The 22,709-nt window shown below is 41.6% G+C and carries 22 protein-coding genes; 8 read left to right on the forward strand and 14 right to left on the reverse strand.

From position 1 onward, the window contains the following. Positions 1–226: 226 nt before the first annotated feature. The 3 genes from DACET_RS05010 to DACET_RS05020 all read left to right on the forward strand — a co-directional run bounded on the left by DACET_RS05010 (position 227) and on the right by DACET_RS05020 (position 3,632). On the forward strand, positions 227–595 hold the full coding sequence (locus DACET_RS05010) for a response regulator transcription factor (protein ID WP_013010303.1): 369 nt from the start codon (positions 227–229) through the stop codon (positions 593–595). Positions 596–684: 89 nt separating this feature from the next. Continuing rightward, a complete protein-coding gene (locus tag DACET_RS05015; protein ID WP_013010304.1) occupies positions 685–1,023 on the forward strand; it encodes an ArsR/SmtB family transcription factor in 339 nt (112 codons plus the stop codon). 59 nt (positions 1,024–1,082) lie between these two features. After that, positions 1,083–3,632: a PEP/pyruvate-binding domain-containing protein gene (locus tag DACET_RS05020; RefSeq protein ID WP_041229901.1), complete on the forward strand. Its 2,550-nt coding sequence runs from the start codon at positions 1,083–1,085 to the stop codon at positions 3,630–3,632. Here the strand turns inward: DACET_RS05020 and DACET_RS05025 are convergent. Further along, complete coding sequence (locus DACET_RS05025; protein WP_013010306.1) at positions 3,629–3,907, reverse strand: hypothetical protein; 279 nt, start codon at positions 3,905–3,907, stop codon at positions 3,629–3,631. The two genes, DACET_RS05020 and DACET_RS05025, sit on opposite strands and share 4 nt — an antisense overlap. An 85-nt stretch (positions 3,908–3,992) precedes the next feature. Here DACET_RS05025 and DACET_RS05030 point away from each other — a divergent pair, with 85 nt between their 5' ends. From DACET_RS05030 to DACET_RS05040, 3 genes are all read left to right on the forward strand, one after another. Further along, positions 3,993–4,772, forward strand: coding sequence for a carbon-nitrogen hydrolase family protein (locus DACET_RS05030; RefSeq protein WP_013010307.1), 780 nt, complete (start codon positions 3,993–3,995; stop codon positions 4,770–4,772). A 122-nt stretch (positions 4,773–4,894) separates the two neighbouring features. Continuing rightward, on the forward strand, positions 4,895–6,340 hold the full coding sequence (locus DACET_RS05035) for a hypothetical protein (RefSeq protein WP_013010308.1): 1,446 nt from the start codon (positions 4,895–4,897) through the stop codon (positions 6,338–6,340). A 192-nt stretch (positions 6,341–6,532) separates the two neighbouring features. After that, entirely contained in the window at positions 6,533–6,751 is a 219-nt protein-coding gene (locus DACET_RS05040; protein ID WP_013010309.1) for a hypothetical protein, read from the forward strand. A gap of 399 nt (positions 6,752–7,150) precedes the next feature. Here DACET_RS05040 and DACET_RS05045 read toward each other — a convergent pair whose 3' ends face one another. The 11 genes from DACET_RS05045 to DACET_RS05095 all read right to left on the reverse strand — a co-directional run bounded on the left by DACET_RS05045 (position 7,151) and on the right by DACET_RS05095 (position 16,882). Then, entirely contained in the window at positions 7,151–7,963 is an 813-nt protein-coding gene (locus DACET_RS05045) for a hypothetical protein (RefSeq protein WP_013010310.1), read from the reverse strand. A 31-nt stretch (positions 7,964–7,994) separates the two neighbouring features. Further along, positions 7,995–8,828 (reverse strand): protoheme IX farnesyltransferase, encoded by an 834-nt coding sequence (locus tag DACET_RS05050; RefSeq protein WP_013010311.1) that lies wholly within the window; start codon positions 8,826–8,828, stop codon positions 7,995–7,997. Next, positions 8,828–10,036, reverse strand: a complete 1,209-nt coding sequence (gene coxB / locus DACET_RS05055; protein ID WP_013010312.1) for a cytochrome c oxidase subunit II — start codon at positions 10,034–10,036, stop codon at positions 8,828–8,830. The genes DACET_RS05050 and coxB overlap by 1 nt, the downstream gene beginning before the upstream one ends. A 1-nt stretch (position 10,037) precedes the next feature. Then, a complete protein-coding gene (locus DACET_RS05060; protein WP_013010313.1) occupies positions 10,038–10,331 on the reverse strand; it encodes a cytochrome C oxidase subunit IV family protein in 294 nt (97 codons plus the stop codon). A gap of 12 nt (positions 10,332–10,343) precedes the next feature. After that, entirely contained in the window at positions 10,344–10,943 is a 600-nt protein-coding gene (locus DACET_RS05065; protein WP_013010314.1) for a cytochrome c oxidase subunit 3 family protein, read from the reverse strand. Beyond that, complete coding sequence (gene ctaD, locus DACET_RS05070; RefSeq protein WP_013010315.1) at positions 10,936–12,564, reverse strand: cytochrome c oxidase subunit I; 1,629 nt, start codon at positions 12,562–12,564, stop codon at positions 10,936–10,938. Before ctaD ends, DACET_RS05065 begins: the two co-directional genes overlap by 8 nt. A gap of 12 nt (positions 12,565–12,576) precedes the next feature. Beyond that, positions 12,577–13,473 carry an SCO family protein gene (locus DACET_RS05075; RefSeq protein WP_013010316.1) on the reverse strand — a complete coding sequence of 299 codons (897 nt, stop codon included), beginning with the start codon at positions 13,471–13,473 and terminating at the stop codon, positions 12,577–12,579. Between the two features lie 6 nt (positions 13,474–13,479). Then, positions 13,480–13,785 (reverse strand): c-type cytochrome, encoded by a 306-nt coding sequence (locus tag DACET_RS05080; protein ID WP_013010317.1) that lies wholly within the window; start codon positions 13,783–13,785, stop codon positions 13,480–13,482. Between the two features lie 108 nt (positions 13,786–13,893). After that, complete coding sequence (locus DACET_RS05085; RefSeq protein WP_013010318.1) at positions 13,894–14,529, reverse strand: YkgJ family cysteine cluster protein; 636 nt, start codon at positions 14,527–14,529, stop codon at positions 13,894–13,896. Between the two features lie 83 nt (positions 14,530–14,612). Next, positions 14,613–16,175, reverse strand: a complete 1,563-nt coding sequence (locus DACET_RS05090; RefSeq protein ID WP_013010319.1) for a sensor histidine kinase — start codon at positions 16,173–16,175, stop codon at positions 14,613–14,615. Continuing rightward, entirely contained in the window at positions 16,172–16,882 is a 711-nt protein-coding gene (locus tag DACET_RS05095; protein WP_013010320.1) for a response regulator transcription factor, read from the reverse strand. Before DACET_RS05095 ends, DACET_RS05090 begins: the two co-directional genes overlap by 4 nt. 170 nt (positions 16,883–17,052) lie before the next feature. On the opposite strand from DACET_RS05095, the gene DACET_RS05100 reads away from it, so the two are divergent. Next, the gene (locus DACET_RS05100; protein ID WP_013010321.1) at positions 17,053–18,690 is read left to right on the forward strand and encodes a multiheme c-type cytochrome; all 1,638 of its coding nucleotides are present in this window, start codon (positions 17,053–17,055) and stop codon (positions 18,688–18,690) included. 70 nt (positions 18,691–18,760) lie between these two features. Further along, positions 18,761–19,285 (forward strand): SurA N-terminal domain-containing protein, encoded by a 525-nt coding sequence (locus DACET_RS05105; protein WP_013010322.1) that lies wholly within the window; start codon positions 18,761–18,763, stop codon positions 19,283–19,285. Between the two features lie 95 nt (positions 19,286–19,380). Here DACET_RS05105 and DACET_RS05110 read toward each other — a convergent pair whose 3' ends face one another. Then, positions 19,381–21,063 carry a methyl-accepting chemotaxis protein gene (locus DACET_RS05110; protein ID WP_013010323.1) on the reverse strand — a complete coding sequence of 561 codons (1,683 nt, stop codon included), beginning with the start codon at positions 21,061–21,063 and terminating at the stop codon, positions 19,381–19,383. 194 nt (positions 21,064–21,257) lie between these two features. Then, the gene (locus tag DACET_RS05115; protein WP_013010324.1) at positions 21,258–22,604 is read right to left on the reverse strand and encodes an HD-GYP domain-containing protein; all 1,347 of its coding nucleotides are present in this window, start codon (positions 22,602–22,604) and stop codon (positions 21,258–21,260) included. Between the last annotated feature and the right edge of the window lie 105 nt (positions 22,605–22,709).

The following is a 22,709-nucleotide window of genomic DNA, read 5'->3' on the forward strand; positions in this document are numbered from 1 at the left end:
ATTATAACATATGGTTGAGTATGTTGTTATTGTATTTAGCATTTTTTCTATGAAAAAAAATATCTGTTTTCTTGTGTATATGTATCCTTTCTGTTAGTTGTTTTTAGATGTTTTCTTCTTTTTTGAGCTTTGTAAGATCTTGATATAATAGTATAATTTATTGAGTGTGGACAAATTGATGTATTGTGCTAATATAGCGGTAGCATATATATATTCGGAGCATAAGATGGTCTCTCATGACAAATTGGGTGAATTAACTGTTCTATACGTTGAAGATGACGACATTACAAGGGAAATGGCGTACAGAATGCTGTCTAAATATTTTAAAGTTGTCCACCCTGCTTCCGACGGGAAAGAGGGGCTCGGTAAGTATAGAGAGTTCAGGCCTGATCTGATCATTACAGACCTCTCAATGCCAGAAATGAGCGGCTTTGAAATGATTGAAAAGATACGTGAAATCGATTCAGAAACTCCAATTATTGTGACGACAGCATATAGAAGCGAAGCTGAGTCTATTCAGGGCGTTAGCGATATTGTGTACAAACCTGTGAACAAGAAACTTCTGCTTCAAGCCGTTTGCGAACTCGAACTCTGATTTGCTTGAATCTCAGGTTCGAAATGAATTGTAATTAATTATTTTTGTCATTATATTGTAAGAAATATTTTATATCGCTGCGGGGAAAAATGGAAAATAAAGTTGATGTTTTTAAAGCACTAGGTGACAACAACAGGCTTCGCATACTTAGCATGCTAAATGTTCGCGAGCTTTGTGTGTGTGAAATTAATGCTGTACTTAAAGTCTCAATGTCTACAATATCGTCTCACCTTAAAATATTGCGTAATGCAGGTCTTGTAACTTCCCGTAAAGATGGCAGATGGATAATCTACAGGCTTGAAACGAGTAACGGTGAGAGAGCTGCGCTTATAAGACAGAGCCTTGGTTTTATTGCCGAAGAGCAGGATATCAAGGACGATCTTAAAAAACTGGGAACTGTTTCACCTGAAAACTGTTCCACAGTCTGAGCCATTCACATCCTCTTTGTTTTAGTATATAGTACCTTTTCAAGGAGGCTGATGTGAGTATGATTATACCTGGTGATGGAATACTTACCCTTGTTGGGGGGCTGCGGTACGGAGACCATGTGGTCTTTCAGACGGAAGAAGCACTCGGCTATAGATTAGTAGTGGAATCTTTGCTCCAGGATATTAGTGTTAATCACGAATCTATCCACCATATCAAATATTATCAGGGACCTGACAAACTCAGAATTGATTCTGACTTAATGCAGAAACATCTTGTAGATCCTTATAAAGGTTTTGAGTTTTTTGTTGAGGATACCTGCGCCTATATAGACACTCTGAAGCAGGGTGATATCGTTTTTATGGACTGCCTCACAAGCCTTATGGCGTTCTGGGGTTCTGACTGGCTGGCAGGATATGCTTACCACATGATAGTGGAAAAGATGAAAGAGAAGAATATTACCTCTTTTATGAGCATGATCAAGAAATGTCAGCGTCAGTTTACAGTAAAAAAGGTCACTGAAGCTGCTTCCGTTGTTGTCCGTGTTATGAAAGATAATGTCGGCAGGCACTGCCTTCTGCCGAGAAAAGCGGACGGCAGACATTCCAATGTCATGTATAAACCATATATCCTTGATGTAAAGAAGAGCGTTCGTCCTGTTATGGATAACGTTGAAGCTATGGAAGTGATCACTCCGCCGGACAAGAGAAGCGACATGCAGTATTACCACTGTCTGGACAAGCTTTTTCTCGGGGATCAGAGTGAACACTTTGATGAAAAGAAAGCGATACGCAGACTCTGCATGATAATGATGGGCGAGGATGAGAGGATTATAAATCTTGCCTGTAAATACTTTAACCTGCATGAGCTGAAACTGATCCGAAGAAGAACCATAGGTTCAGGATTTATCGGTGGTAAAGCAACCGGTATGCTCATAGCCAGAAAGATTGTCAAAGAAAGCCATCCAGAAATTTATGAAAAACACTCCGAGCCTGATGACAGCTTTTTTCTGGGGGCGGATGTTTTCTATACATTTATGATCTATAACGGTCTCTGGAAAGACTATAAAGGGTTTATCGAATCTGCTGACACTATCAAAGCCAAGAAACTCTACAGGAAAATTCTCAATGCGAAGATGCCTCCGGAAGTTATCGAAAGGATGGACGACCTTATAGATTATTTCGGTCATTACCCCATTATCGCACGCTCCAGCAGTCTTCTGGAAGATAGCTTTGAGAGTTCCTTTGCGGGTAAGTATGAAAGTAAGTTCTGTATCCTTACTGGTGACGATGAGACTATGACACGTCAGCTATCAGATATCTTCAAAGCAATATATGCAAGTATGTTCAGCTCTGAGGCGGTTAAATACAGGCGTTTTTACGAGATCAAAGGTCGACCTGATATTATGTCTATAATAATCCAGAGGGTGTCCGGTGTCTTCAACGGCGACTACTACTTTCCCCATCTTGCCGGAGTAGGACACTCGTATAATTCATACATATGGGACAAAAAGATAGATCCGGAGTCCGGACTTGTTCGTCTGGTTTCAGGACTTGGAACCAAAGCAGTAGACAATGCCGGCGGTGACTATGCCCGTATGATAGCTTTGAACCGTCCGGATGATTATCCTATGCCGGGGATGGAAAACAGACGGCAGTATTCACAACGGTCAATGGAGGTCGTTGATACGTATAGCAACATGGTACGTGAACTTAAACCGGCAGACCTTGATGACGGTACAGATAATAACTTTATGAAATACATTGCCTCCCGCGATTACGAAATCGAGAGACAGCTCGCATCCGCCCTCGGTGGGAATACAAAAGCGTGGTATATCTCCCATGATCACGTTATCAAAAATACCAATGTACTCTCATCCCTCGGCAAGTTGATGAAAACCATCGAAAATGTTTATAATCATCCTGTTGAGATTGAGTTTACTGTAAATTTTAAAGATGATGAAAAATACAGAATCAATATACTTCAATGCAGACCTGTTCAGGTGCAGAAGATAGGGCAGGGGGTCGTCCTCGGGGGGACAGAATCTGAGTACGAAGTTTTTAAGGCTTCGGGAACTTTCCTCGGAGGGAGTAATTCCCTCGTGCTGGACACGGTTGTGTATGTTGACTGGGACGAATATATAAAGCTGTCGTCAGATAAAAAGAGAGATTGTGCTGATATCATAGGCGTACTAAACAACAGGGTAAAAGAAAAGGGGCATAACTGCCTTCTTATGGGGTATGGCAGATGGGGTTCCAGTGTTACAGCCCTGGGGGTTCCTGTGGCGTTCAGCCAGATTAATTCGATGAAGGCTGTCATAGAAATAGGGCATATAGAGAAAGGGATGGTTCCGGAGTTGTCCTACGGAACCCATTTTTTCCATGATGTTGTTGAATCAAAGATAGCGTATATCTCTGTTCTGGATAATAACGAGACATTTCATCTCAGTAATACCATAACAAAAAGACATAATATGATACGTAAAGTGCTGGATGATATCACCGGTTTCGAAAATGTAGTAAAATATTACCGTTTTCCGAAAAGACCGCTAAGACTGGTCACAGATATCAGCACTAACGAAGTTGTGCTTTACAGGTCGAAGAGGCTCTAGGCTTCTTCTTCCTCTGTGTCTTCGCCGTCTTCGTCGAGTTCGAGCTGGTCAGTATCAATAAGTGCGAGATCTCCGGCAGTTATTGCAAGACCGACTTCTATGCAATTGTATATGAACTCTTCAAAAGCCATGTTATTTGTTTTTGCAGATTCGTTCACGTCTTCAAACATCTCTTTGTCCATAGAAAAAGAGAAGTTCATCATTTCACCGTCTTGTTCCGGACCTGAATTACATCCACAAGAACCGTTATTGTCATCACCGCTACAGCAGCCCATAGTTCACCTCATAAGATTTTACTAGGGTTTTAACAGGTTTTAAGTAATAATGCAAACAATGAATAACTATTTGTCCGGGGGATTTATGCGTGCTGCTGCTGTGCAGATTAATCTTTCAGGTATCAAAGAGCAAAATCTTGAAAAGTCTTTGATGTATATAAAGAAAGCATCAGATTGCGATCTCGTTGTTCTGCCGGAGATGGTAATGGGAAACAGAGGGGATGGGGTTGAACTCTATCAGCTTGCAGAAGATGTTGAGACAGGCAGTTTTGCCAGCTCTCTCCGAAATGCCGCTGTCAGATATCAAGTTGATGTCTGTGCATGCCTGTGGGAAGAAACCGGAACAGAAAAAGTCTATAATACTGCGGTCGTCTATGGTTCTGACGGCAGTATAAAGGCAAAATACAGAAAGCTTCACCTTTTTGATGCTCTGTCATTTACAGAATCAGATTATATGCTGAGAGGTTCGGAGCGTCCTCCTGTTTTTGAGAGCGGTGGGATTAAGTGCGGGCTTTCTATATGTTATGACCTTCGCTTTCCTGAGACATACAGAAGCCTTGTAAAGCGGGGGGCAGAGCTTTTTATAGTTCCTGCGGCATGGTACGGGGGAGAACTTAAAATTGAACACCTGCATACCCTTCTGCGAACAAGAGCTTTAGAAAATACATGTTATGCTCTTACAGCTAATCTTTGCGGAGGGAATTTCTCAGGTTATTCCGTGTCATTCGGACCATTTGCAGAGGAATGTTCTGCTTTGCAAAATGATGAAGGGCTTTTGGTTATCGAAGTGGATAAAAAGCACCTGTCAGAGGTCAGATCAAAATTGCCTTGTCTTGAAAATTTCAGAAATGATATCTTTTTGTAATTTTTTTAATTTGTTTAACTACTGAAGTCTTGTTTTCTTATTTCTCGACAGGTATAATTTTGAAAATATGATATTATAAACAATAGTTCAAACAAAATGAAATTTATGATTGGAGATAAAACATGCGTATTTCTCTTATATCTGTATTGCTTCTTCTTTCGCTGATTCTTACATCATGTGGAGGAGGAGTGGGGAGCTCTGCATCAGATGAACCTCGTGTTGCATTTGACCTTAAATTTAAGAACTCAAGGATAGTTGACGGCGATTTTTATGTCAGCAATACATTGCTTGAAAAAGTTACAATCTCGTATAACAACGGAGAAGATTCTTCCGGTGAGCAGGATGTTACAGCGGAAGCTCCCAACGGCTTAGTTCAGTTAACTGGTTTAACAACAGGAACAACCTATAATCTGACTATAACTGCCTATACAGTTGGTAATGTTCAGGCATGCACAGGCAGTGCGTCTGTGCTTATCAGTGAAAGCGCAGAGAATACAGTCAATCTTCAGTGTACATTTTCAGATAACTTTGCGCTGGGTAATGCTATTTATGATTTTGTCAGTGCTGTTACTGAAGAGTCCCCCAGTGCGGAAAAAATCAGCCCGTATGTTGCAGACAGCTTCGGAGTTTTTTACGGGTATGACAGAGACGAGTTTATTGATGATCTCCTTCAGGACTCGTGGTTTGAGTTTGGCGATGCCAATGTTTCTCTGGTGAAAACAGAAGTCAATGTTGCATCAATAGACCCTGAGGGGACAGATTCTGAATTCAAAATAAACTTTAGCGACGGATCTGTTTTCAGAGAGAAAGCAGTATTGGTTAAAGAAAATGGTACATGGAAACTGTCCGGAAACAATAGAAAATACGAATCTGATCTGGCGGCTGAAATCTATAATATCTTACCGATAGGATACAGCGGTGGTAACGGAACCATGTTTTCCGGTGTCAGTGCCAGGTTTACTGACGATAAAGGACAAGTTGATAATATCGTTGTTTCCGGTGATGCGATTACTATGCCCTACACCTTTATCAAAGAATCGTGCGTAGATTGTGAGGGGTTTGAAATTTATAAACCGGACACACCTTCTTTGCCGGAAATATCTGCAAATTCTTTTATAGACCTTTACAGTAGCGGTGCAAACCCGTCCGTTGCAGAGGATCAAATCTACTCAATAGAGACTACATATTCAGACAGTAGTGATGATTTGTATGAATATACTGTTAAAGGCTTTCCTGTTGACCCGGAAACTGTAACCAATGATTATTTTATCACACTTAACGATTTAGAGAATTTTGACCACATGCAGATGATAGATACTGGGGAATTCAGTTTTTCTCTGACAAAACCGACAGCTTATGACGCAGAAAGGATGACGTTTAAATTAGTTTATACTCTGGAGGACAATACAAGTGGTGAAATAGAACGGTCGATTCCGTTGGATGGTGGAGTTTTCACAGGTGATTTTGGTCAACTTTTTGAGACAGCACCTCTTTTAGTTTCTATGTATTTCACAGCTTATGATGGCACAGGGCAGCTTTACACCACTGTTTATGAATTGCCATTTTAAAATGATCTGCTTTTTCTGCGAGTATCATACGGCAGCTTAACAGTTAAGGATTATTTGACTCTTTTAACATGTTTTGCAAATATTTAACATTGGTTTGAAAAAATCTGTGCTAATCTTTTGATACAATTTTGACGGTGGCGAGATACAGCCTCCTCAAGGTAATATCTTTTTATATATTAGCAGGAGAGATTCATGGCGAAGACTAAAATGTCCTTTAAGTGCAAAGAATGTGGTGAGAAGATCGTTGTAAAAGAGCCTGGTGTTTGTCGTTGTGAAGAGTGTGGTTCGCTTTATAAAGCTTTTTTTGAAGTCAAAAAAAAAAGTAGACAAGAAGTAGTGTCACAAAGTATCGAAGTTTCACGCAATGACGATTCAATAATGAAGTTTTATGGCGGACATAAGAGCGCCTGAGCTCTGTACTCCGTTTAACTGTTTGGCTGCCATGCTTTACCTGAATGAGTTTTATACAGACTTACAGTTCTAATCAGTTTAAGATGGTTAGTCAGCATATTATTTTTTTATTTCTTTCTGCTGCTGTCAATAACTACAATCGTCAAAACATTGAAATATACTAGTTGGTCAAATAGATTCCCCCATGTAACCCCTTGATTCTATTGCAAAATACGTCACTGCGAAGCCCGCAGGGGTGTGGCAGTCTCTGGACTCGTTAATCCTGAGATTGCTTCGTCATTACATTCCTTGCAATGACTTATAAGCTCTAAAGCTGTGATTAGCTCATTCATCCACGCATAAATGCGTGGTGTTTTGTCTTCAACCGTATAAAACTACGCAATTAACCTAGGCTGATACTTAAAAAGGAACTTCGTTGAGAACTGCACCGAGTTTGCTTACGGATTTTTGAACTTTGTGGTCTGCCAGTAGTTCTTCTTTGTCTTTCATGACAGCTTTGAGGTCGTCGCCAAGTGTTTTCCTGAGACTTTCCGCCATGTTTAATATTTGTTCAGGTTTCTCTTTTTTAGCCATCAGAAGCTTTAACTGGTCGCTGTGCTGCTTCATCTCCGGGATCATCTTTTTAATAGAGCTGACAAAGGCATCTGTGGCAGTGACAGCTTTTCTCGCTGTTGAGGCTTCCTGCATCTTGGCAACATATCTTTGGGAAAGCCCCAGAAAGGAATCCATAACATTTGTAATGCCTTTGATAGAAGACTCATCAATTTCTGTGCTGTCAGCAATCATCTGAGTTGCCATGCCGTCCAGACCTCCGGCAATGGATTTGGATACCTCTGCTGCCACATCACCGCCAAACTGGTTTACACCGAAGAGTGGGTTGTTTCCCACTACGATATCAAATTCTGCAAAGGTTTCCATAAAGTCTGAATCAGCCATATACTGACCCATTTTCCCGTAAAATTTAGTGACCTCTGTACTGAGAAGTTTTCCTATGGTGTCGCTTATTCTTTTCAGTTCTTCATCTGTCTGAGACCTGTCGCAGTAGTCGTCAGCAATATCTTCAAGGTCTGGGTACTGGCTTTTGATACTATGGCTGCATGTACTGATTGCCTCCATAAGTGTTTTTTTATCAGAAGCCTCTTCAAGGTCTTTCATATATTTTTCAACTATTACAAGTTGTTCTTGCATTATGCGGATGGTTTTATCGTTCATGTTTTCCTCGTGAATAATATTATCTGGGAGTTTAAAGGATTATTCGGTCAACTACAAGCATTAGGAAGAAAATAACCATACATAAGTTCAGAATATGAAATGTTTTTGTGCTGCTTTTCCTTACGCAAAGCATAGCAGAGGCAAAGACTATTGTTGTGCCGAGATGAGCGGCAGACATCGCCTGAAAGCAGTATACGTTAGAGACAGGAATGAAAAACAGTGCACAGATAAAAGCTGCCAGCCATGTGTTTATAAAAAGTTCCGCTTTCGGCTTGCCATAAACAGAGGAGAGAGTTTTGAAACCTGCAAGGCGGTAGTCTGCGCTGAATCTTTCAGACAGAAGGGCGAAGTGAGGTGTCTGCCAGATATAGAGGACCACTGCAACAGTCATAATGTCAGGCGAGAAAGCACTCCCGCCAACAGCAACATAGCCCATCACAGGCGGTATGGCTCCTGTTACTGAGCCTATCAGAAGAGCGAATGGAGATATCTTTTTCATAGGGGTGTATATGAAGTTGTAAACCATTATGGTAAAGGGTAAAAAGACCAGACCTGCAATACTGCCAGCCATGATCATCATTGAAGCGGAAAGTGCCAGCATAAACACAGCTAATCTCACTGCTTCGAAGCCTGACATTGCACCACTGGCTACAGGGCGGCGTCTGGTGCGGAGCATTAGCTTGTCTTCTCTGCTTTCCTGATATTGGTTGAGGGCTGAGCTTCCGGCAGAGAGAAACACAGCGGAAGCAGCAGCGTAAAAATGTTCTCTGTTTAGAAGCGAGTCGTAAAGGCAGGCCCCGGCAAAAGCCGAAAGACCTACCATTACTGATATTTTTGGTCTGAATAGCTGAATTGTTTCTGTCATCAGTCTTTCAGGGTGTTAAAGTATTCGATAAGAGCTTTGATCTGTTCATCATCCAGATAGTCATAAGGCGGCATAGATTCGTCAAAACCGTCAACGATGTATTCTGAAGGGTGAGTGATAGAGCTTATGATGTACCTTGCATCAGCTTTGAGTTGAACTTTTTTACCGTCTTTTACAGCAGTCAGGTTTCTGTCAATCATGTTTTTGAAGCTCGGTCCCACAAGGATACTACCGTCTGTAGAGTGGCACCCTGTACAGCCTTCATTTTCCGCTATGACTCTCCCTTTCTCTCCCGGTTTTTCAACTTGGGTACCGCCGCTTTTAAAGTATTCAATGACAGTATCAAGTTCATCTCCGGACATTTCATCTTTAAAAGGAGGCATCATATCTTCATAGTTTTTCACTATCTCTGCTGAAGGGTCGTATATTGCTGTTTCAAGATATTTTTCGTCCGCAGTCACAGTCATTTCACCATCCGGAGTGACTACAACAGTCTCACGTCCGTAGATGTCTTTGAAGGTTGGTCCGACAAGTTCTGTTCCATCCAGTGAATGGCAGTCAATGCATCCGTGTTTTTCAAGTATTGCAACAGCCTCCGGTTTATCAGTAGACGGCTGTTCATCTGAAGCCAGCCATAGTTCGTACTCTTCTTCGGGCAGAACAACGACTTTTGAAAGCATGAAAGCGTGACGTACTCCGCAGTATTCGGCGCAAAGTATGTCATATTGTGCAGGTTCACCCGCGTTGAACCACACGTATGTGTTCATACCCGGGACGGTGTCCATCTTTACACGGTATGCCGGTACATAAAAGCTGTGTATCACGTCAAGAGAGGTCATATTCAGCTTAACTGGTTTGTTTGCCGGCACATAGAGCTCTTTGCTGGTCTTACCGTTCGGGTATTCGAACTTCCATGACCACATGCGTGCAGTGACCTGAACTTCCATCGAGTCGGCAGGTGCACTGCGAAGAGCCTTATACCCGCTCCACCCGAACCAGAACATAGCAAGAACTATTAGTGTCGGTATGATAGTCCATGTGAGCTCTGCCGCGACATTTCCGTCGATCTCGGAAGCATCAGGGTGTTTTGTGTGATGATATTTGAAGAGGAAGAAGACGGCAACCAGTGTTATCAGTATCATGATGGCAAAAGAGATGCCGAAGATAAACTGAAATGCTGTGTCAACTCTGCTTATTGTTTCTAACATATCACACCGCCCTGTAGCCGACATCGAAGAATGTCATACCAATAAATATGGCAAGTATAAGAAAACATATAAACACAAATGCCTTGAGCATTCTGTTTTCATACTTGAGGTGCATGAAAAATAGTATGACAAAAAGCGACTTTGTTGTAGCAAGTGCAAGAGCCACCACAACGTTAAAATATCCGAGGTTGATTCTCGACACCGCAACGGTAACAAATGTAAGAAACAGGAGCACCCCAAGAACAGCGGAAGCTGTTTTCAGAGACGTTATATGGTGATGTTGATTGTGTTCCATTTTGTGCCCCCTTTATATAACCAGGTAAAACAGCGGAAAGAGAAAAATCCATATCAGGTCAACGAGATGCCAATATAGCCCTGCGTTTTCCAACATGACAAAATCTGTGCTGTTTACTTTATTTTTTTTCATGAAATATATGGCAAAACCCATCACAACTCCGCCGATGATAACGTGCAGACCGTGAAGCCCTGTCATAAGGAAGTAGAGACCGAAAAAGATGATCTCTCCTTTCGGCAGAGTCAGCAGGTGTTCAGAGTTTGGGTATATTCCGTGACTGAATTTTGCATTCCACTCAAAGGCTTTATTCACAAGGAAAAAAAGAGCCATGAGTATTGTTAGTGTGGTGAAGGTTATAGCTTTCTTTTGCATTCCCCTCTGGAGGTAGGTGATGGCGATAGCCACAAAATAGCTGGAAATAAGGAGCACAACGGTATTAAGGCATCCTATGAAAACATCCAGCTCCTTTCCTCCTGTATGAAATTCGTGGGGGTATCGTGCAAGATAAACAGAATAAAGCACAAACATACCGCCGAATAACAAAACCTCAGTAAAGAGGAACAGCCACATGCCGAGTTTTGCACCTTCGTAGTCTTTATGAACGTTACTCATCTCTTTTTACCCCCTTGTATCTGTAGGGGTTTCTGGAGGAGTCGGGTTCGTTGTCGAAGTTAAGGAGCGGTGGAGGCGATGGCGTGAACCACTCCAGAGTTGCTCCCCCCCACGGGTTACGCCCGACTTTTTTACCTTTTTTCATGCCGACATAAAGATTGGCAAACATAACAATAAGTCCTGCTGCAAGCACCCATGAGCCTATTGTGGAGATAAGGTGACCTGTATGGTACTGGGGGAGGTAGTCATAATATCTTCTGGGCATCCCTTCCAGTCCTATAATGAAGAGAGGGAAGTAGAGCAGATTGAACCCTATCATAAGAATTGTCCAGCCGGTGGTTGCGACATTTTTATTATACATGCGTCCGTATATCTTGGGGAACCAGTAGTGCATTGCACCAAAAAGCCCGAAACCTGTTCCACCGAAGATAACATAGTGAAAGTGGCTTACAACAAAGTATGTGTCGTGTACATGGACGTCAGTTCCGGCTGACCCAAGAACCAGCCCTGTCAGCCCGCCGATAGAGAACAGGAATATGAATCCAAGAGCATAAAGAAGCGGGGGCTCTATGAAAATTGAGCCTTTATACAGAGTTGCGATCCAGTTGAAGACTTTGATAGCAGAGGGGATGGCAACTATAAATGTCAGAAGCGAGAATATCATAACAGCAGTGTCGCTCATCCCTGATGTGAACATGTGGTGTGCCCAGACGAGCGAACCGGCGAAAGCTATCATAAGGCTTGAAAAGGCAATTGCTTTATAGCCGAAGATGGGCTTTCTGGCGAATACAGGAATTATCTCTGAAACAACACCCATTGCAGGGAGAACCATTATATAAACAGCAGGGTGGGAATATATCCAGAATAAATGCTGATATAAAATGGGGTCGCCACCCTTTGCAGGATCAAAAAGTCCCACACCGAGGATGCGTTCAGCCATAATCAGGAGAACAGTGATACCCAGCACCGGAGTGGCAAGCACCTGTATCCAGCCTGTTGCATATAAAGACCAGGCAAAGAGTGAGAGCTTCTTCCAGCCGAGCCCGGGGGCACGCAGGCGGTGTATGGTGGTTATGAAGTTCAAGCCTGTCAGTATAGATGAAAATCCAAGTATGAAAACGCCTGCAACCGCTGTATTGACGTTAGTTGTGGTGAATTCGCTGAACGGTACATAGAATGTCCAGCCCGTGTCAGGGGGGCCGTCACCTGTGAAGAGTGACAGAAGTGCGAGAAATGTACCGAACATATACAGATACCATGAAAACAGATTAAGACGGGGGAACGCCACGTCCTCTGCTCCCAGCTGGATGGGTAGGATGATGTTACCGAAGGCAGCGGGTATGCTGGGGATAACCACAATGAATATCATTATGACGCCGTGCAGTGTGAATACTGCGTTGTAGGTTTGTGCCTCCATAATAGTCTTGCCGGGAGCAATGAGCTCCAGCCTGATGGCAAGTCCGAGACAAACTCCGACAATAAACATCCCAAGCACCATATAGAGGTACATCAGTCCGATCCTCTTGTGGTCGGTTGACGTCAGCCAGCTCATAATGCCTTTTCTGCCGTTCCCTGAGTCCTCGAAGAATGTCGGAAGGGGGGAACTCGTCTGGTTTTGCATAATTGAACCCCGTTACTTTCTTTTTTTGCCGCCGAAAAATAAGAATCCGGCGAATATGAAGAGAACTGTCAGGACAACAAACCCTGAAACCCTCATTACATTAAAAACATATTTCTTCCCTTGCGGATCATAGCTGAAACAGTATGAAACAAGTTTTTTCACAGATAGCCCTGTCTGCTCTTTACTGGCTTCAACGGTTGCCATCGTGAGTTCAAACGGAAGAATGTCTGTTCCGTATAGATAACGGACTATCTTACCTGTGGGGGAGACAGCCATAATTGCAACCGGATGTGCAAAATCCACACCGCGCCTCAGGAATTTGAAACCAACGGAGTCCGTGAATTTCAGTATGTTTTCCCGGTCACCGCTGAGAAAGTACCATGAATCCGCCGGTATTTGTCCGTCAGCAGCCTTCATATAGTTAATCTTCTTGTTTTTGGCAGTTTCCGGTGTGTCGTTTTCATCAAAACTGACAGAAATAACCTGAAAATCTTCACCTGGTTTGAGCTTAACCTGTGGGACAACATCTGCGAGACTCTCCTGAAGGAAGTTGCATACGTTAGGACAGCTGTAGTAAACAGGAGCAAATATGGTTGGTTTATTTACTATATCGGCGAGCCTGATGGTATTACCTTCGGAGTCTGTGAAAACTGCATCAAGAGCAACCTGTTTACCTAGTTTTTCGGTAACACCGATGTTTATTTGTTCCTCTTTTGTTGGTTCTTTATGAACATGGTCTTTCATATCCATATCTTCACTGTCGGTCATTTTATGGTTTTGATGATCCATGTCAGGCATCTCAGTCTGGCTTCCTGCACTGTCTGACATGATATTGTCAGCAGCATAGGCCGGCAGGGACAAAGATATAGTTAAGGTTAGGATGGCAAATGCTAAAAGTTTATTTCGCATAAGCTGTTAGAATTTTGAGATATAGTCTGCCAGTGCAGCTATGTCATCATCAGACAGTCTTTTTGACTGGCTTTTCATAATGCTTTTCTTAGCGCCGCCGTATGTGTCGTCTTTATAGCCTTTAAGCTTGTTTGCAATTTCGGCTTTGGACTGACCTTTTATAATGGCAGAATCAACACCCAGAGGCGCTTTTGAGCCATCTGATCCGTGGCAGCCTTTACATTTTACATACTCTGAGCTGCCGTCCGAAGAAGCAGCTGCAAACATTGTAAGGGCGAGAACAAAAGTAAGAGCGAGAATTGATTTCTTCATAAAACACCTCAATAAAGTTAGATTACGTATAGTACAAGTATTCCCTTCAAATGGTTTACAGTCAATCGAACATTCAGTTAATATTTAAATAAATATACGATGCGAATACTAATGCTGCAGTGCATGCAGAACCGAATAGGTGATTTCCCTGCTTTTATCGCAAAGCCCTGCTTCTTTTAAGCTTTCTGCTAAGGCTTTAAATGCGGTCTCCATAACATTTTTATGCTTTATGTTCATAGGGACTGGTATGGATTCGTTCAGAGCGATCATACTCATAGCATCTTTGCATGCTGAGGCATCTGCGGAAGTCACTGACCTGCACATCAGAGGGCGCACAGGATAGATACTGCATCTGCCTGTATCATCAAGAAAAATACATTTCTTGTTTATGAAAATTCTCTCTTCTTCATCCATAAACTTGATCTGACCGAGATGTTTTTCCATTTCGATTTTTAAAGTGTTAATTTCACTCTTTGATTTTGTTTCGATAATGAATTCTTTCACGGCAATGGCTTCAGGGAGAAGAACAGGTATGTTTACACGGCAGCATACAGAGCACCCCGCTTTACACTCCATGTGCTCTTTTTCTGTTTCCGAAACCAGAGTACAGGCGGTTATTTCTGCTGTTTTAAAGATCTCTGCCATCATTAATGCCTGGTGGATATTCTTGTTAGGTTTGGATAAGTGCTCCGCCGCAATGTTTTTAACAGAGTTGTGCACACTCTTAATATTAGCACTGAACATACATCACCTTATTAAAGGTTAACAAGGATTAAAATATGATTCAACAGTATATTTGTGTTTAAAATATTAAGTATAGGTTAAGTCTATTCGTCCCCATGAAGGCTGCTGCTGCATTTTAATTGTCTGGGGATATGTATTTTGAATGTTGCGCCCTTGTCTTCCTCTGAAGATACCTCGAGGAAACCCTTATGTCCGTCCATAATACGTTTCACTATTGAAAGTCCGAGTCCTGTTCCGGAGAAGCTGTATTTCACATTAGAGGCCCTGTAAAAGCGTTCAGTAATACGGTTAAGTTCATTTGCCGGTATTCCTGCTCCGGTGTCCGTGAAGGCGAGTGCTTTGTGAGTTTCGTTTTCCGAATAGGTGATAGTGATTGAGCCTTCTGGTTTATTAAATTTGACAGCATTGGATATAAGGTTAGTCAGAACATGTCTGAAAGATTCACCGTCAATGCATAGCATGGCATCGTCCGGTATATTAATTTTCGTTGTTATTTTTTTATCTGATATTTCTTTTTCGAGCAGATGCATTATATCTTTAACCATCATTTTCAGTTCCACAGGGATAAAGTGATAAGGGTGCTGGTTGCTCTCCAAGCGTGAGAGGGTAATGATTTCGTTAAAGAGGGTGTTCAGTAACTTTGCACTGCGGTTCACAGCGTCCAGAGCTTTGTCCTTAACTTCTGTTTCGCAGTTCAGCCCCTTTTCAATCAGCAGGTTTGAATAGGCTATTATCTTTGTAAGGGGAGTGCGCAGCTCATGAGAGAGCGAGTCCAGAATGTCTGTTTTAAATGTATTAATAGTCTTGAGTTCATCGTTTCGCTCTTTAAGCTCTGTCAAAACTGATGTGTACTGGGTGCTGACTTTTTTGAGTTCTGATTTCAGATGATCTTCATTTTCAAGGATACTTTGACGCATAATTTCAAATGCTTCTGAAAGTTCCTGTATTTCATCACCTGTTTTTAGCTCAACTTCCTGAGAGAAATCTCCTGTTTTGTATGACTGCGCTGCTTTTGTCAGTCTGTCAATGTGCCGTAGTACAAGTGCTTTTACCAGAAAGATAACTGTTGCAACTATTCCCAGAAATGACAGGAAGCCTATTACGTAGTAGTTTCTGTTGTTTTTGTGCAGGGTCGCTTCTATGTCTTTCAAGGGGAGAGTGACGGAAATACCGCCGCGGAGGTCGCCTATTTCATACCCCTGATACTCGTGGCATTCCATACAGGCGTTATTAACATATAAAGGAGCCATGTATTTATAGTAGTGTTCTTTTTTGACAGTGATGATTTCGTGATATTCCCGTGCGTTATTTCTGAATTTAGCCAGTGCACGTTTTTCAAAATCATCCGGTGCGTTTTCAGGATTTATAAGCATATCGCTTGTGATGTGGAAACGGAAATCCGTCATCACTCTGGCGTATTCTGAAAGCATTTTTGTCGCTACAGCGGGCACAGGCTTGATCTCATCTCTGTTTTCCGCCACCCACTGCCTCGTAACGATAAGCATCTCAAAAAGGGTCTTAGCTTGTGTATGTGCTTGCTGCATAAGCAGATCCTTCTGGCTGACCCAAAAGAAGTTAACTGTCCCCAGTACGATAATGATAAGCACAACTGTGATGCTGAAGACCAGCTTTCCTGTCAGTTTCATTTTTTGATCTTATACCCCACGCCAGATACCGTTTTTACTATATCAGGATTTTTAGGGTTGATTTCAATTTTCTGCCGTAAATTTTTGATATGAACATCAAGGCTTCTGGACCATGAATAAATAGAGTTTTTACCCCATATATCATTAACAATGTCATCACGGGAGAGAACATGCCCTGTTTTGCCCACGAAATAAAGAAGTATCTCATATTCTTTTGGTGTCAGTGCAACTTTTTCGTCTTTTATGAAAACCTGCCTGCTGGCCTTGTCTATAGTCATATGGTGAAAAATCAGCACATCGCCTGTTCCGGCTTCCTGACTTGTGTTATTTTTTTCTGATCTGCGCAGGATAGCCTTAACACGTGCTATAAGCTCTATATTTTCAAACGGTTTTGTCATGTAGTCATCAGCGCCGTATTCAAGGCAGACAACTTTGTCTGACACATTATCTCTTGCAGACAATATCATAATAGGGATGTCCAGTTCGCTCCTTATTATCTTACATATCTGCTGCCCGTTGATATCCGGTAGGTTGAGGTCAAGAACGATCATGTCCGGAGTATTTTCTCTGGCGAGTGCAAGTCCTGTAATGCCGTTTGATGCAGTGATAACGTTGTAACCTTCCAGATCCAGCAGAAGGCGCAGCACTTCAAGAATATCCGGATCATCGTCCACAACGAGTATTTTGATGCCTGAGTTGTTGTTCATAATTTGTGTCACCAACCTGATATAACTATTTACAGTATTTTAACTTATATGTGTCTGTAAAAAAAGTAAAGATGTGGTCTTTACAATGTTTACGTCATGAAAACATCTTTTACACCTTCTTTTAATTATTACATTTACACTTTTCATAGTTACATTAGGAGGTAGACTAAATGAGAAAGTATTCATTGTCTTTGCCAAAAGTCACACTTTTTCTGATAGCAATGGTTATGATGCTTGTAGCAAGCACAGGTTATGCTGTGACATACAAAGACATCACACTCGATGCTGAATCACAGAAATGTGTCGACTGCCACGAGAAAGAACGTATTGCTCCGAAAGTGCATGATCAGTATGCAGAAAGTGCTCACGCACAAAATGGAATCGGTTGTCTTGACTGCCACTCCGCAGAAGCGAGCGATTTCGATGCTTATACTAAGAAAGGTCACCCTGTAGTTGCTTCACACCCAACCCCGAAAGACTGCGCAACATGCCACGAGCAGGAAGTTGAAGAGCACACAAAATCTAAGCACGCATATCCTTTCTGGCTTTATGCTGCTGCTGACAGAGCTGTTTTTGAACCTATCGTAGGTACAAAACAGGGCTGCGAAAACTGTCACAATCTTTCAGCCATGTGGCCTGACGGGTCTGTAGGCGAATGTGATATCTGCCACTCTAAGCACTCTTTTGATGTGTCTCTTGCTAGAAACCCTAATACTTGCGGTGAGTGTCACCTTGGTCCTGACCACCCGCAGAAAGAGATCTACTATGAGTCAAAACATGGTAATATCTTTGCTGCTAAAGGGAAAGACTGGGATCTGAGCTATAATTCATCTGAAGTAGACAGAATTCCAATAGAAGCTCCTGTATGTTCAACATGCCATATGGATGCAGTACCTGGAACTTCTGTAAAATCAACTCACAACGTATCTGAACGTCTTGCATGGGAAGCTCAGGCTCCATGGTCATACAGAACTATTTGGTTCGAAGAAGAGCTTGGTACATGGGAGAAGAAAGCAGAACGTATGAAGACTGTTTGTAAAACATGTCACGCTCCAACTTTCATTGATGAATATATCCTTGTTTACGACCTTGTAAACCTTCAGTACAACGAAATCCGCAGACAATTCGTTTACTGGACAAAGAAATATGAGTCACTCGGTCTTATAAAAGTTCTTAAAGACAAAATTGTTGCAACCGGCGAAGAGAAACAGTTCTCTAACACTGTCCTCAATGCAAGCTGGTATACAGCAGCTTCTGAACTTATGTATAACTCATGGCACCACGAAGGTAGAAGATTCCGTATGGGATCAGCTATGGCTGCGGCTGACTATGTTCAGTGGCACGGTATATGGGAACTCCAGCACAACCTTCAGGCTATGATAGCTTGGGGTGCTGAACGCGGTGTTGAAGAAGCTAAGAAAATCTATGAAAGTGATTCTCCTGCTAAATTCTTCACATACAAGCTTTATGATTTCCCTGGCTCACTTTTTTCTATAGTGACAGCAGAGCAGTTTAATGTTCCTGCGCTCTATAAGATTATTCCTGACTACTGGGAAAAAGCTAAAGCTAACGTTGAGCAGGCATACAAAAAAGAGCTGATCACAGAAGATGCATGGAATCTCTGGATGGCAAGATACGATAACCTTGATAAATATCTCGGTAAAGAGTATCCGCCTCATCCTATTTACGATGCATACGATAAACGCAGAGTAAAAGAACTTAATCTGAATGATCCTAAAACACCGCTTTACAAAGCAGTACATATCGATCTTCCGTCACCTTCACCGGCTGATGAACTGATTAAGTAACAAATAACATTCGGCAGGGGGCTTCAGGCTCCCTGCCTTTACTTACAAGCTCTAAGAGGAGTATAAAAAGATGAAAAAGACACTTATTATTTTAGTATTATTAGTTGCTGTTGCAGGGATGATTTCTGTTTCTGCATTTAACAGAAACATGGACGATGTTGTAGGATATATTGACGGCAATGCTGTGAAAGCGGCAGAGCTGCAAAGTTATGTTGATACTCTTCTCGGCGATAATTACCGCAAGAAGATGGACTCTAAGGAAGGCAGAAAGGAGCTTTTTAATCATTATGTTAATAGAAAGCTGCTGCTGGAATATGCTAAAGAGAATGTTGAAGAGGGTGACAGTTTTGTTACATCTCATACCATGGGGAATGTTTCCACAGAATCAGCTATGCTGAGTGCTGTGCTCAAAAAAGAAGTTAATGACAAAGTTAAATATACAGAAGAGGATATTCGCGAACTGATGGCTAGCGATGTCCGTTTCAGTGACGCGCAGAGTGCTGAAAGAGAGCTTATCTCACAGAAACGTCTTAAGCTTTTCTACACTTTTATGAATAAACTGAAAGCTGAGCATAAGATAGAGCTTGCCGGTTAGAACAGTTAGTTTTTTCAAACATATATACTCCACAAAAAAAGCGGGCATAAAAACCCGCTTTTCCATATTTCGCCAATCTTGTTTACGTCTTAGCTTTATTTCGTCTTAAACTTGTCTACTAGCATATGGAGATCGTCTGCCTGCTGCTGAAGGTCTACAACTGTTTTGGTAATCTCGCTCACAGCGGTGGAGCTCTGCTCTATGCCGGCTGAAATGACCTGAGCGTTGTCATTGATATTATTTATTGCTGTAACCTGCTCTTCGATGGAGCCTGTTATTATGTCGTTGGTTGTGTGGATGGACTCAACAGAACTAACAATCTGCTCAAAGATACTTTCGGTCTCCTTGATAGCTTCCGCTCCTTCTACAACTTTATGGGTTGTCTCCTGCATATCTTTATTTGCATTTTTAGTTTCAGACTGAAGGCTGCCGATGATTGTTTCTATCTCTTTTGTCGCTGTCTGTGTACGTTCGGCGAGTTTTCTGACCTCATCAGCAACAACAGCAAAGCCGCGTCCGTGTTCTCCTGCCCTTGCCGCTTCGATTGCTGCGTTGAGTGCAAGAAGATTTGTCTGGTCTGCGATGTCGTTAATAACGCTTATAATATTTCCTATTTCAGCGGAAGATTCAGAGAGGTTCCCAATAGTTGTTCCGAGTTTTTCAACACGTTCTTTTATTTCCATCACTTCGTTTACAGAGCTGAGAAGTTTGCTTTTACCTTCTGCTGTGAGCCTGTCTGCGTTTGCAGTCTGCTGGTTCGCTTCCTGAAGAGCCTGTAGAACTTCATTCGAGGAAACAGTTATCTCTTCTGTAGCACTTGCCACAGATGTTATCTGAGACGCCTGATCCTGCATCGTTACTGAAAGCTCCTCTGTAGCACTTGCAAGCTCAGTGCTGCCTGACGCAACTGACTGCGAGCTTTCTTTTACAACAGAGATTATATCGTTAAGTTTCTGAATGAATATGTTAAAGTGAGTAGACATCATACCTACCTCGTCTTGTGATAGGACAGGCAGTGCCTTAGTCAGGTCTCCTTCACCGTCTGATACTTCTTTAAGGAACCTGTTGGCGAGTATGATGCTTTTGGTCATAAGGTTTGAAAAGAAGAATGATATACCCGTTACACCTGCGATAATAAGCAGTGCAATTATTACAACTGTGGTAAAGAGAGTCGTAATCTGCTTTTCAAGTTGTTCCTGTTTTACTGCAACAGCATCCTGTATGTCATCAATGTAGAAGCCTGTTCCTATGATCCAGTTCCATTTGTCCAGTCCTAAAGAGTAACTCAGCTTTGCAACTTCTGCATTTTTAGAAGCTTTCGGCCAGACATACTGAACAAATCCGCTACCATTTTTAGCTACTTTGACCAATTCTTCGAAAAGTCGTACACCGTTGCTGTCCTGGAAATCAGACATGTTCTGCCCGACAAGTTCAGGGTTCAGTCTGTGTGATTTTACTACTGAGTTATAATCTGTTGCAAAAAAATATCCATCATCACCATAGTGTAGTGACATCAGAACATCAGCAGCCTTTTGTTTTGCTGCCGGATCGTTGGAGTCAGCATTCTGGTATATCGATTCGATTGCTGAAAAAGCAATTTCAAGATAACTTTTGAGTTCATTTTTTTTACTGTTCATCATGCTGTTTTTAAAAGAGCTAATCTCACTGTTGCCGAGTTTTGAGATTTGAAGATAAAAGAATGTCGTCATAATGAACACTGTCAATATCACTGGTAGTGCTGAGAGAAGTGTTACCTTCGTCTTAACGCTCATTTTCATTTTACACCCCGAAATTATGGAAAAAATTTGTGTCTTTCCAAATAGTGATTTAACATATATTACTTATTAAATAAAGTTAAATCATATTTAATATTGTCTGTTAAGTGCACTTCTTGTATATATGCATGTATAATTATACTTTTAAAATTAAATGCAATAGTTAAATTTACGAATTAATATTTTATTGAGTTGGATCAAGTATTCAATACATTAATGAAGTTTTTGTTCTTATGACATGCTTCGTTTGATAAGATATTTTTTCTGAATAAGTTAAACTCTTCGTTAGCTATTTTTTGTGCTTTTTCCCTGGTGCAGAACACGGCATCGTAGTTATTTATGAGCAGTTCAACTATCTCTGAATCTATAAGGTCCTTTTTAACCATGTCACGTATTATATTTATAAAGTTTTCCTTGGGTTCACAGGTTCGGTAAGGTCGTTCTTCCGTCATGGCGGTAAAAATATCGGCGACAGTCATTATCCGGCTTCCTTTGCAGAGTTTGTGCCCGCTGAGGTGAAACGGGTAGCCGGTGCCGTTGAGAAATTCATGATGGAATGCTGCCCAGTCTTTGATAGTGTCAAATATCTGAAAATGGTTCAGTATTGTATAGGTAAAGTACGGATGTTTACGCAATATCTGAATTTCTTCGTCATTTAATTTATCATTTTTATAGAGAATTTCTGATGGGATAGCTAGTTTACCTATGTCGTGAAGATATCCTGCTATCTGAGCGGCTTTACATTCTATCTCTGTCATTCCGCTTAGTTCCGCAAGATGCTGAGCCACTGCCGCCACACCTGCTGAATGTGTGGCAGTAAATACGCATCTGAAGTCTATGATGCGGCTAAGGAGTTTTGCAGTTTCAAGTATTTCGTTCAGCGTCATATTAATATGGGAGAATCTGAAACTGTATTTAATAAGAGGATACTTGTCCTGTTCTTCGATATCAAACCAGAAATGTTCACGTTCTGCAAGTCTCAGAAATGCCTCTGAGTGCATGGGGTGAAATTTGTTTTTTGGAGCTGTGCTAATTTTCTTTATAACGTGATTTCGTTGTTCTAGTGCCGGTTTGTCACGGAGCAGCATTATGTCTATCCTGTCTGCAAGGTGAATTATATATGCAAGTTCCGGAACTGCTTCAGTTTCGGACAATAAGTTTTTTTCTATTTTATATGGAGTGTGGTGATATTTGACAAGCTGGGATATATCGGGGAAAATATTAAGGTCTTTGAGAAGGTATGAACCGACCAGAACATGACTCAGCTCTCTTTCGTATGTTTCCTCTTCACCCACAAGCTCATGGAATTCTTTTTCAACAACAACGCCTATATCGTGAACGAGGGATGCGAGTATTACATTTTCAACTTCTTTGTCTGTATATCCAGCTTCTCTGGCTATGCTTCCGGCTATGAATGCCACACGTTGATGATGGTTGTTTATTAAAGGGTTAACAAGGTCGAGCGCTTTTGAAAGAGCGTATGCAATATCGAAAGTACTTGTAACATACTTATCATAAAAATGATTTTCACAGTTTATATCCATATAGTTAATATATCAGAAAAGCTATTAAAAACAAGAGATTAAAGCCTAAGAACAGTTGAAAACATCAGAGAAGTAGTCTAATATTAGCATCCGATAGAAATGACT

The sequence above is a fragment of the Denitrovibrio acetiphilus DSM 12809 genome (assembly GCF_000025725.1).
Classification (GTDB): domain Bacteria; phylum Chrysiogenota; class Deferribacteres; order Deferribacterales; family Geovibrionaceae; genus Denitrovibrio; species Denitrovibrio acetiphilus.

Excerpts from the sequence above, each read along its gene's own strand:
- DACET_RS05010 (WP_013010303.1), top strand. The coding sequence starts at position 227 with ATGGTCTCTCATGACAAATTGGGTGAATTAACTGTTCTATACGTTGAA.
- DACET_RS05015 (WP_013010304.1), top strand. The coding sequence starts at position 685 with ATGGAAAATAAAGTTGATGTTTTTAAAGCACTAGGTGACAACAACAGG.
- DACET_RS05020 (WP_041229901.1), top strand. The coding sequence starts at position 1,083 with ATGATTATACCTGGTGATGGAATACTTACCCTTGTTGGGGGGCTGCGG.
- DACET_RS05025 (WP_013010306.1), bottom strand. The coding sequence starts at position 3,907 with ATGGGCTGCTGTAGCGGTGATGACAATAACGGTTCTTGTGGATGTAAT.
- DACET_RS05030 (WP_013010307.1), top strand. The coding sequence starts at position 3,993 with ATGCGTGCTGCTGCTGTGCAGATTAATCTTTCAGGTATCAAAGAGCAA.
- DACET_RS05035 (WP_013010308.1), top strand. The coding sequence starts at position 4,895 with ATGCGTATTTCTCTTATATCTGTATTGCTTCTTCTTTCGCTGATTCTT.
- DACET_RS05040 (WP_013010309.1), top strand. The coding sequence starts at position 6,533 with ATGGCGAAGACTAAAATGTCCTTTAAGTGCAAAGAATGTGGTGAGAAG.
- DACET_RS05045 (WP_013010310.1), bottom strand. The coding sequence starts at position 7,963 with ATGAACGATAAAACCATCCGCATAATGCAAGAACAACTTGTAATAGTT.
- DACET_RS05050 (WP_013010311.1), bottom strand. The coding sequence starts at position 8,828 with ATGACAGAAACAATTCAGCTATTCAGACCAAAAATATCAGTAATGGTA.
- coxB (WP_013010312.1), bottom strand. The coding sequence starts at position 10,036 with ATGTTAGAAACAATAAGCAGAGTTGACACAGCATTTCAGTTTATCTTC.
- DACET_RS05060 (WP_013010313.1), bottom strand. The coding sequence starts at position 10,331 with ATGGAACACAATCAACATCACCATATAACGTCTCTGAAAACAGCTTCC.
- DACET_RS05065 (WP_013010314.1), bottom strand. The coding sequence starts at position 10,943 with ATGAGTAACGTTCATAAAGACTACGAAGGTGCAAAACTCGGCATGTGG.
- ctaD (WP_013010315.1), bottom strand. The coding sequence starts at position 12,564 with ATGCAAAACCAGACGAGTTCCCCCCTTCCGACATTCTTCGAGGACTCA.
- DACET_RS05075 (WP_013010316.1), bottom strand. The coding sequence starts at position 13,473 with ATGCGAAATAAACTTTTAGCATTTGCCATCCTAACCTTAACTATATCT.
- DACET_RS05080 (WP_013010317.1), bottom strand. The coding sequence starts at position 13,785 with ATGAAGAAATCAATTCTCGCTCTTACTTTTGTTCTCGCCCTTACAATG.
- DACET_RS05085 (WP_013010318.1), bottom strand. The coding sequence starts at position 14,529 with ATGTTCAGTGCTAATATTAAGAGTGTGCACAACTCTGTTAAAAACATT.
- DACET_RS05090 (WP_013010319.1), bottom strand. The coding sequence starts at position 16,175 with ATGAAACTGACAGGAAAGCTGGTCTTCAGCATCACAGTTGTGCTTATC.
- DACET_RS05095 (WP_013010320.1), bottom strand. The coding sequence starts at position 16,882 with ATGAACAACAACTCAGGCATCAAAATACTCGTTGTGGACGATGATCCG.
- DACET_RS05100 (WP_013010321.1), top strand. The coding sequence starts at position 17,053 with ATGAGAAAGTATTCATTGTCTTTGCCAAAAGTCACACTTTTTCTGATA.
- DACET_RS05105 (WP_013010322.1), top strand. The coding sequence starts at position 18,761 with ATGAAAAAGACACTTATTATTTTAGTATTATTAGTTGCTGTTGCAGGG.
- DACET_RS05110 (WP_013010323.1), bottom strand. The coding sequence starts at position 21,063 with ATGAAAATGAGCGTTAAGACGAAGGTAACACTTCTCTCAGCACTACCA.
- DACET_RS05115 (WP_013010324.1), bottom strand. The coding sequence starts at position 22,604 with ATGGATATAAACTGTGAAAATCATTTTTATGATAAGTATGTTACAAGT.